Origin of the sequence: Microcystis sp. M113S1 (genome assembly GCF_020246945.1) — a bacterium.
Lineage (GTDB): Bacteria > Cyanobacteriota > Cyanobacteriia > Cyanobacteriales > Microcystaceae > Microcystis.
The window spans coordinates 1-8920 of record NZ_JADBSA010000003.1 but is presented as its reverse complement, the minus strand read 5'-3'; the positions used below and the strand labels follow the sequence as shown (position 1 = coordinate 8920).

General features: G+C 44.5%; 7 protein-coding genes and 1 pseudogene. 6 read left to right on the top strand and 2 right to left on the bottom strand.

Annotated features, from left to right (window positions below; all coding sequences use genetic code 11):
- Positions 1-940: 940 nt before the first annotated feature.
- The 6 genes from pstS (at position 941) to IM319_RS00145 (ending at position 7470) form a co-directional block, all read left to right on the top strand.
- Positions 941-1954, top strand: a complete 1014-nt coding sequence (gene pstS / locus IM319_RS00170; protein ID WP_287734196.1) for a phosphate ABC transporter substrate-binding protein PstS — start codon at positions 941-943, stop codon at positions 1952-1954.
- A 303-nt stretch (positions 1955-2257) separates the two neighbouring features.
- Positions 2258-3232: a phosphate ABC transporter permease subunit PstC gene (gene pstC / locus IM319_RS00165; RefSeq protein ID WP_287685528.1), complete on the top strand. Its 975-nt coding sequence runs from the start codon at positions 2258-2260 to the stop codon at positions 3230-3232.
- A 3-nt stretch (positions 3233-3235) separates the two neighbouring features.
- A complete protein-coding gene (pstA, locus tag IM319_RS00160) occupies positions 3236-4120 on the top strand; it encodes a phosphate ABC transporter permease PstA (RefSeq protein WP_286824269.1) in 885 nt (294 codons plus the stop codon).
- Between the two features lie 11 nt (positions 4121-4131).
- Positions 4132-4941, top strand: a complete 810-nt coding sequence (gene pstB / locus IM319_RS00155) for a phosphate ABC transporter ATP-binding protein PstB (RefSeq protein WP_287734195.1) — start codon at positions 4132-4134, stop codon at positions 4939-4941.
- Between the two features lie 400 nt (positions 4942-5341).
- A complete protein-coding gene (map, locus tag IM319_RS00150) occupies positions 5342-6106 on the top strand; it encodes a type I methionyl aminopeptidase (RefSeq protein ID WP_287077115.1) in 765 nt (254 codons plus the stop codon).
- A gap of 182 nt (positions 6107-6288) precedes the next feature.
- Positions 6289-7470 (top strand): aldo/keto reductase, encoded by a 1182-nt coding sequence (locus IM319_RS00145; RefSeq protein WP_287734194.1) that lies wholly within the window; start codon positions 6289-6291, stop codon positions 7468-7470.
- Positions 7471-7744: 274 nt separating this feature from the next.
- Here IM319_RS00145 and cobO read toward each other — a convergent pair whose 3' ends face one another.
- Complete coding sequence (gene cobO / locus IM319_RS00140) at positions 7745-8350, bottom strand: cob(I)yrinic acid a,c-diamide adenosyltransferase (RefSeq protein WP_287734193.1); 606 nt, start codon at positions 8348-8350, stop codon at positions 7745-7747.
- 74 nt (positions 8351-8424) lie between these two features.
- Positions 8425-8920, bottom strand: a pseudogene (locus IM319_RS00135) (Uma2 family endonuclease); the annotation flags it as partial.

Here is an 8920-nt window from a genome sequence, read left to right as displayed (position 1 = left end):
CTCGGCTGGTGAGACAGAGTCTATCTTTCTCTAAAAAAATGGAGAATCACGTTGGGGAACCCTTTGGTATTTTATCCATGACTACAATGCACAGCAAAGCAAAGGATTAAGCCGCCATCACTACTACCGAATCACCACCCAGGATAGAATCGCAGTTAAGGAGCTAAACTTAAGAGAAATTCTGGAATTAGAGCAGTTTAAGGATTATTGTCGAGTATTTGAACAGTTTCTTTTCGGCACGGTTACTCAAAGTTTACTGCTTTTGCACTGCTATCCTATCGAAAGATTTCTGGTCAACGGTAAACCTTATTTTAGAGGTGATCACGATATTAGTTTGAGAAAGTTTCAGGCTTATCTAGGCTTAGGGTATTCCTATCAAATTTCAGGGGATACCTCAGCAAAACAAGACAAGGTAAAAAAGTCTTGGAAGGGTTCCGACTTGATGCGCTCTCACTTGTATGCTCACGCAATGGTTACTATTTGTCCTAATAAACCCGCTAAAACTGAGATTATTGGCAAGCTTAAGCATTCTTGGCTTAATCCCCGGATTCATATCTATTACGACCACGAAAATGGTCAAAGAATCGAAAAAAGGAAAGAATTACCCAGCTTTAAGGCACTGGGTAAGGATGGTCTGTGTCGCTTGCTGTTTTACGAGACTAGACTTTTGTATCAGCTTTTAACCGACAATTTGGTAAAGTGATGGTTTAAATTAAGATTTCATCCTTGAATGGATACAATCGATTTTGGTCTTGATCGATCTAAATTATTGCCAAAAGCTGTGAACTTTTTAAATTAAACTTAACCTAAATTTTACCGAATCTTAACCAAAAAAAATCCCCAATATTTCTAGATTTAAAAGTAATATTTATGCCTTAAACTATATTTTGAAGAAAGTTCAACTTTCCCAATTGTGCAGGATTCTTCAACCAGAAAACTTATGATATTCTCAACTGCTACCCTAACTCGTGTGTGTGCTGTCTCCTTCGCCACGGCAGCGGCCTTAGCAGGGACGATGGGAGAAGCTTTCGCCCAAACCCTGAACGGTGCGGGAGCCTCCTTTCCCGCGCCCCTATACCAGCGTTATTTTGCCGACTATAAAAACGCCACTGGTGTCACCGTTAACTATAACTCCGTCGGTAGTGGTGCTGGTGTCCGGCAATTTATCGCCGGAACCGTCGATTTTGGGGCTTCCGATGCCGCTCCTTCCTCCTCGGAAAAAGGCCAGATGAAAAATGGGTTACTGCTAGTTCCCACCGCTGGAGGAGCCGTCGCCGTGGTGTATAATTTGCCCGGGGTAAATAACCTGCAAATTTCCCGGGCTAACCTGGGTAAAATCTTCAGTGGCGAGATCACCAACTGGAAACAAGTGGATCCGAAACTGCCCGACCGACCCATTAAAGTGGTGGTTAGGGCCGATGGTAGCGGTACTACAGAGATTTTTACTTCCCACCTGAGTGCTATTAGTCCTTCTTTCAAAAGTAAAGTGGGAACCAGCAAAGAACCTAACTGGGGTTTTACCGTTCTCAAGGGACCGAAAAATGATGGTGTGGCAGCCCTGGTTAAACAAACAGAAGGCTCGATCGGTTACGTTCAAGATACCTTTGCCCGCAAAAATGAAGGGGCAACCATGAGAACTGCCAAAGTTCAAAATAAAGCCGGTCAATTTGTCGAACCGAGTCTCGCCGAAGCTAACAAAGCTATGGAAGGGGTGAAATTTAACGCTGATTTTACCGCTAATGTAGATGATCCGAGCAGTGGTTATCCGATCGTCGGGATTACTTGGTTATTAGTACCGAGAGACTACGCTGATAACAAAAAAGCGGCGGAAATTAAAAGACTGTTGACTTGGATTCTCACCACCGGTCAAGGTATTAACAATCAATTGGAATTTACTCGGATTCCTCAATCGGTGACTCAAAAAGTTTTAGCCGAAGTTAACAAAATTAAATAAATACTTTTGTATTAGTGTGAACTTGATTGTCACCGCTTTCCAGTAAGATGGAAAAAAGTTACCGGTTAAGTCCATAACTAATAAGTAGGGAGGCACAATTATTTGTAGGATGGGTTAGCGCACTTCGTAACCCATGCGGGCGTTGGGTTTCATGCTTCAACCCAACCTACGTTCTACGTTCATCTTGTATTTAATTACACCCACCCACTTAACTGCAAGTATTTCTTTTCTCTGGGCTGAACAATGTTCAGCCCCTACAGTTGCGTTTTAAACAACTGATAACTGCTAATCGCTCTCTACCTTATGGCTAATTTTTCTGAATCGGTCGAGTCTTTTGATCTCTCGGCGGCCAATCTTAACGAAAGCCCCGGTACTGCGGGTTTATTTGATCGCATTTTTACAATCTTAGTCTGGATTTGTGCCGCCTCTGGTTTAATCTTTCTGCTCTGGATGGCCTGGATTGTTTTTCAGGATGCGCGGCCGGCGATCAATGAATTCGGTTGGGGATTTCTCTGGGGAACCACTTGGGATGTTAACGTCCTCAAATTTGGTGGTTTACCTTTTATTTTCGGTTCGATCGTTTCCTCGATTCTAGCTCTTTTATTAGCTATTCCCCTCAGTGTCGCCGTTGCTTTAACCACGAGCGAGAATTATTTGCCGGCAAGCGTCCGTTATCCCATCGGTTTTCTAGTGGAATTAATTGCCTCGATTCCCAGTGTAATTATTGGTTTATGGGGGATTTTCGTACTAATTCCCGTGCTGAAACCTCTGCAAGAATGGTTATTTCAAAATTTTGCTTGGTTCCCTTTGTTTAATACCCAACCGTTGGGACCAAGTATGCTGATCGCCGGTGTGATCCTGGCCATCATGATCGTGCCGACTATTTCCGCTATCAGTCGCGATGTGTTGCTTACCGTCCCCCCCGAATTACGCAGCGCCTCCATGGCCCTAGGGGCGACTCGTTGGGAAACCATCTGGCGCGTGTTGTTGCCGGCGGCCAGTTCTGGCATTATCGGGGCGATTATCCTCGGTTTAGGGCGCGCTTTAGGGGAAACTATGGCGGTGGCCATGGTAATCGGTAACTCCTCGATTATTAGTCCCTCCCTCTTGGCCCCTGGTTATACTATTCCTGCTGTACTAGCTAATACCTTCCCAGAAGCTTTTGAAAAAATCCACATCGGAGCCTTGATGTATCTAGCTTTGATTCTATTTTTTATTACCTTAGCCGTCAATAGTGTAGCGGCTTTATTAGTACAATTTATCAACCGCAATCGTTAATTTATGACTCAAGGAGCTTTTCCCGAAGAAGATTTACAGCAACCCCTGTCACCGTGGCGACATTTTTTTACCAACGGTCTCACGGGTTTAGCGATCGCTCTTAGTGCCATCGCCATTCTGCCTTTATTCGCTATTCTCTTTCAAATTGTCAAAGAAGGTTTACCCGGATTTAATTGGCAAGTTTTCACCTCTTTACCCGCCCCAGTTGGCTCCGATCCCAGTGTTCCCAACGGTTTTGCCAATGCAATCGTGGGGACTTTAACCATGGTCGGTTTAGCGGCTTTAGGCAGCATACCTCTGGGGATTCTCACCGGGGTTTTCCTCTCGGAATTCGCTCGGGGTTCCAAAATTGGCGGTATTCTGCGCTTTGCGATCGTGGTGTTGAGTAGTACCCCTTCCGTCATCGTCGGGGTGTTTTCCTTCGGGGTTTTGGTCTTAACCACCAAACAATTTTCCGCCGTAGCGGGGGCCTTTGCTTTGGGGGTGATTATGTTGCCCATCGTCGCTTTAACCACGGAAGAGTCCCTAAAACTAATACCCATGTCCTACCGTCTCGGTTCTTCCGCTTTGGGGGGTTCCCGTTTCAATACGGTATTTCGCATTGTCCTGCCAGCAGCGATCGCACCGATTATGACCGGGATATTATTAGCGGTGGCCCGGGCCGCTGGAGAAACCGCCCCCTTAATGTTTACGGCTTTATTTAGTCAATTTTGGCAAGAAAGTCTTTGGTCGCCCACACCGGCTTTAACGGTGTTGATTTATAACTACGCTAGTTCCCCCTTTCCTGAACAAAATTCCCTAGCTTGGACAGCTTCTTTAGTCCTAATTATCTTAGTTTTAATTACTAGCCTTCTCTCCCGTTTTGTCACTCGTAAACGCTCAAATTAAGCACTTTTCTGATGATCGATTCCTCTACCATGAACACCCATACTTCTCTAGCTAATTCGGCGATCGAAGTCGAAAATCTTAGCTTTTTCTACGGTAGCAAAAAAGCCCTGGAAGGGGTTTCTTTACAAATACCTCAAAGGCAAGTAACCGCCATGATCGGCCCCTCTGGTTGTGGTAAATCTACTCTCTTAAAAGCTCTCAATCGCATCGGGGAATTAGAGGGGCAAGTGACAGTTAAGGGCAAAGTTAGGTTTTTTGGCCAGGATATCTACGCCCCCAAAGTTAACCTTCATACTTTACGGCGACAGGTGGGTATGGTGTTTCAGCGCCCTAACCCTTTTCCCGCTAGTATTTACGATAATATAGCCTACGGTATTAGAATTTATCGTTCCGCTAGTCGCAGTGAATTAGATGCGATTGTGGAATCAGCTTTAAAAGGAGCTGCTCTTTGGAATGAAGTTAAAGAGCTGTTGAATAAATCCGCTTTAGGATTATCGGGAGGACAACAACAAAGATTGTGTATTGCTCGCGCTTTGGCAGTAAAACCAAAAGTATTATTAATGGATGAACCTTGTTCCGCTTTAGACCCCCTTTCTACCCTCAAAGTCGAGGAATTAATCCATGAATTGAAGGAACAATACACGATCGTCATTGTCACCCACAATATGCAACAGGCCTCTAGGGTATCCGATCGCACGGCCTTTTTTAATGCCGATGAAACCCGCGTCGGTCGTTTGGTGGAATGTGATGCCACCCCGAAAATTTTCACCGATGCAGTTAATCAACAAACTCGCGATTATGTAGCCGGTAGATTCGGTTAATTTGTTTTGTCAGGGGACGGGAGACAGCTATCAGTTATCAGTTATCAGTTATCAGTTATCAGTTATCAGTTATCAGTTATCAGTTATCAGTTATCAGTTATCAGTTATCAGTTATCATATGTGAGTTTTCAGTTCACTGATTGGCTCTTCTCGACTTTGTGTGATAATTTTTGCTTATGGAATCGTGAAATGCTTATCGGGCAAGACTTTTAGGGCTATTTTGCGGATATTCTATCAGTATAGACCGCGTTTCCACACATAAACCAGAAGAGCCACTGAGAGAGATTACTGTTTACTGTTTACTGATAACTGAAAAGTCTCCCCCCCTAAACAATAACGCTGCCCGATTTTGCTAGGATAAGAAATGTAACAAGAATCTTTCTTAACAGTCGGATAATTCATGGGCAACGATACCATCACCTTACTCTCTCCCCGGGAAATTGAAAAAATGCGTCGAGCCGGACGATTAGCGGCTAAACTGTTAGACCATCTGGCAGATATGGTCAAACCGGGGGTAAGTACCCTGGAAATCAATGATGAGGCAGAACGTTGGACTTGCGCCCAGGGAGCGAAAAGTGCGCCCCTAGGATACCATGGTTTCCCTAAGTCTATCTGTACTAGCATTAACGAGGTCATCTGTCACGGCATCCCCAGCGCCAATCAAATCCTTAAAGAGGGCGATATTATTAACATCGATGTCACCCCGATTTTAGAAGGTTATCACGGCGATACCTCACGCACTTTCTTTGTCGGTACTCCCTCCCCCTTGGCCAAAAAGTTAGTGGAAGTTACCAGAGAATGTCTGCAAAGAGGCATAGATGCAGTGCAGCCGGGGGGTAAAATCGGCGATATCGGGGCGGCTATCCAAGAATACGCCGAAGGAGAAGGATTTTCGGTGGTTAGAGATTTTGTCGGTCATGGTATCAGTAATGTTTTTCACACCGGTCCGCAGGTTCCCCACTACGGCACTCGTGGCAAGGGCAAAAAAATTCGCCCCGGCATGGTATTCACCATTGAACCAATGATTAATGAGGGAACCTGGCAACATATTGTCTTAAAAGACGGTTGGACTGCTATTACTAAAGATGGTAAACTTTCGGCCCAATTTGAACACACCATCGCCGTCACCGAAACCGGTGTCGAAATTCTTACTTTACCCGATTAAATTTAGGGAACGGGGAACAGGGGATAGGGAATGGGGGAATGGGAGAATGGGGAAATAGGGAAGTTTCAACTAATACCCCAAAACCCTAAAACCCTAAAACCCCATCACCCCTCTCCCTTCTCCCCCCGCAACGCGCACGAAGTGGTCTCCTCACTTCCCACTAATAATTGATAACTGAATATATGCAGTATCGTCGTTTCGGTCGCACTAATCTACAAATGCCGGTGTTTTCCTGTGGGGGAATGCGCTATCAATTTCAGTGGCAGGATGTGCCGATGTCGCAAATTCCCGACGAGAATCAAGGCAATTTAGAGGCAATCATCAATAAATCTCTGGAAGTGGGGATTAATCACATCGAAACCGCTAGGGGTTACGGCACTTCGGAGATGCAATTAGGCAAAATTTTGCCGCAACTACCCAGAGATGAGATTATCGTGCAGACGAAAGTTTCTCCTAGTCAAGATGTGCGGGAATTTCGCCGTAAATTTGAGCAATCCAGGCAATTTTTACGGTTAGATTATGTGGATTTGTTGGGTATCCATGGCATCAACACCGCTGAAATTCTCGATGACACTATGGCCGAGGGCGGTTGTTGGCAAGAGGCGAAAAAATTACAGCAACAGGGAAAAGTTCGTTTTATCGGTTTCTCGACCCATGCACCAACTGATGTAATTGTCAAGACTATTGCCACAAATTGTTACGATTACCTCAATTTGCACTGGTACTATATTTTTCAGAATAACTGGCCGGCCATAGAAGCGGCAAAACAGCACGATATGGGGGTTTTTATCATTAGTCCCTCCGATAAGGGTGGCCATCTCTACAATCCTCCCCCTAAGCTCGTTGCTCTCTGTTTTCCTCTCAGTCCGATGGTTTTTAATAACCTATTCTGTCTCAGTCATCCGACCGTCCATACCCTTAGTATCGGTGCTGCGCGAGCCAGAGATTTTGATGAACACCTGAAAACTTTACCCTTACTCGATCGAGCCGAGGAGATTTTACCGCCAATTATCGAGAGATTGCAAGGGGAGATGATCAACTGTTTAGGCGATAATTGGGTGAAAACTTGGTCTGTGGGTTTACCTAGCTGGGAAAATACCCCCAATCACATCAATATTCGTTCTATCCTCTGGTTACGCAATCTCGCTATCGCCTACGATATGATTGACTTTGCCAAGGCCCGATACAATCTCTTGGGGAATGGGGGTCACTGGTTCCCCGGTCAACAGGCAAAAGAGGTGGAAAAACTCGATTTAACTGCCTGTTTAGCCGCTAGTCCCCACGCTGATCAAATTCCCTATCTTCTCGCCGAAACTCATCGATTATTGTCGGGAGAAACGGTACAACGCTTAAGCAGTAGTTAGGTGAACTACTCTCAAGGTCGTTGAGAGCTTCCTGCTTCAATGGGATGCGCTTTCTACCTCGAAAGATAGCCAGTCTTACCTTCCCGACCCCGGCATCCGTCCTAGTTCCTAAGACCCATACTTTTTCTTGCAACACGACCCGTCGAAGCTCGCTTATCGCTTAAGGAATAGTGGTCAAGATATGTTCATCGGAGCATCGGTTTTTGAGAATTGTCTATACGTTGGTCAGCAGAATTCCCATCGCTAAAAGCGAGGGAATTCTGCTGACACTAAGTTAAAATTCGATGCCGGGTTGCGCTTTCACTCCCTGTTGACGAAAGGGATGTTTAATTAACTTCATTTCCGTGACTAAATCCGCTATCTCGATTAATTCGGGTAAAGCTCCTCTACCAGTGAGAATAACGTGGCAATTAGCGGGTTTTCGGGCTAAAACAGCGATAACTTCCTGAATATCCAGATAACCGAATTTAAGGGCGATATTGATCTCATCGAGTAAAATTAATTGATATTGGGGATTTTCGAGAAAAGTTAGGGCTTTTTGCCATGCTTCTTCGGCTTTCTCTATATCTCTTTCTCTATCTTGGGTTTCCCAGGTGAAACCTTCCCCCATAGCATAAAACTCGATTTGTTCCCCCCAAACACTAAAAATCTTTTGTTCGGCAGGTTCCCAAGCACCTTTGATGAATTGTACCACCGCCACTTTGTAACCATGACCGAGGGAACGTAAAACCATACCGAGGGCTGCCGTGGTTTTTCCCTTGCCATCGCCGGTATTAACGATAATTAAACCTTTTTCAGCGATTTTTTCGGCTAAACGTTCCTCTTGGATGACCTTGCGGCGCTGCATTTTTTCTTTGTATTGTTCGGGAGTGAGTTGCATTCAAGTCTGTCCAGTCAAATCAAGATAATTGTAACTCAAGGGGTTATCGATCGCTGTTTGCAGATTTTAACCGGCTAAATTGTCTGGGGGTTGATGCCTAATTCTCGTAATTTTGCCGCTAATCTTTCCTTAGCTTGTCGTTCTTGTTCTTTTTCTAAAAGAGCCTGTTCTTTTGCCTGTCGTTCTTGTTCTTTTTCTAAAAAAGCCTGTTCTTTTGCCTGTCGTTCTTGTTCCTTTTCTAAAAGAATCTGTTCCTTTTCTAAAAGAATCTGTTCCTTTTCTAAAAGAATCTGTTCCTTTGCTTGTCTTTGCTGTAATTCAGCTTCTTGGGGAGTGGGAACCAGTTGACCATCGACGGTAAAATAACGCAGTTTACGCTCAAATATGCCTAAATATAATCCTAACTGTTCACTCCATAGATAACCCCGGTCATTGGCAGAAATAGCTTGATATTGTCCCTCAATTAGTCTAAATCCTTGCAATTCTAAGGTATTAGGATCGAACCAAAAATAATTAGGAGTGCGAAAAGTATTTTGGTAGAGAATTTTCTTGTTATTGCGGTCAATATTG

Bases quoted from the DNA above. Each gene is read 5' to 3' on its own strand.
- pstC (WP_287685528.1), top strand. From the start codon at position 2,258: ATGGCTAATTTTTCTGAATCGGTCGAGTCTTTTGATCTCTCGGCGGCC.
- pstS (WP_287734196.1), top strand. From the start codon at position 941: ATGATATTCTCAACTGCTACCCTAACTCGTGTGTGTGCTGTCTCCTTC.
- pstA (WP_286824269.1), top strand. From the start codon at position 3,236: ATGACTCAAGGAGCTTTTCCCGAAGAAGATTTACAGCAACCCCTGTCA.
- map (WP_287077115.1), top strand. From the start codon at position 5,342: ATGGGCAACGATACCATCACCTTACTCTCTCCCCGGGAAATTGAAAAA.
- cobO (WP_287734193.1), bottom strand. From the start codon at position 8,350: ATGCAACTCACTCCCGAACAATACAAAGAAAAAATGCAGCGCCGCAAG.
- pstB (WP_287734195.1), top strand. From the start codon at position 4,132: ATGATCGATTCCTCTACCATGAACACCCATACTTCTCTAGCTAATTCG.
- IM319_RS00145 (WP_287734194.1), top strand. From the start codon at position 6,289: ATGCAGTATCGTCGTTTCGGTCGCACTAATCTACAAATGCCGGTGTTT.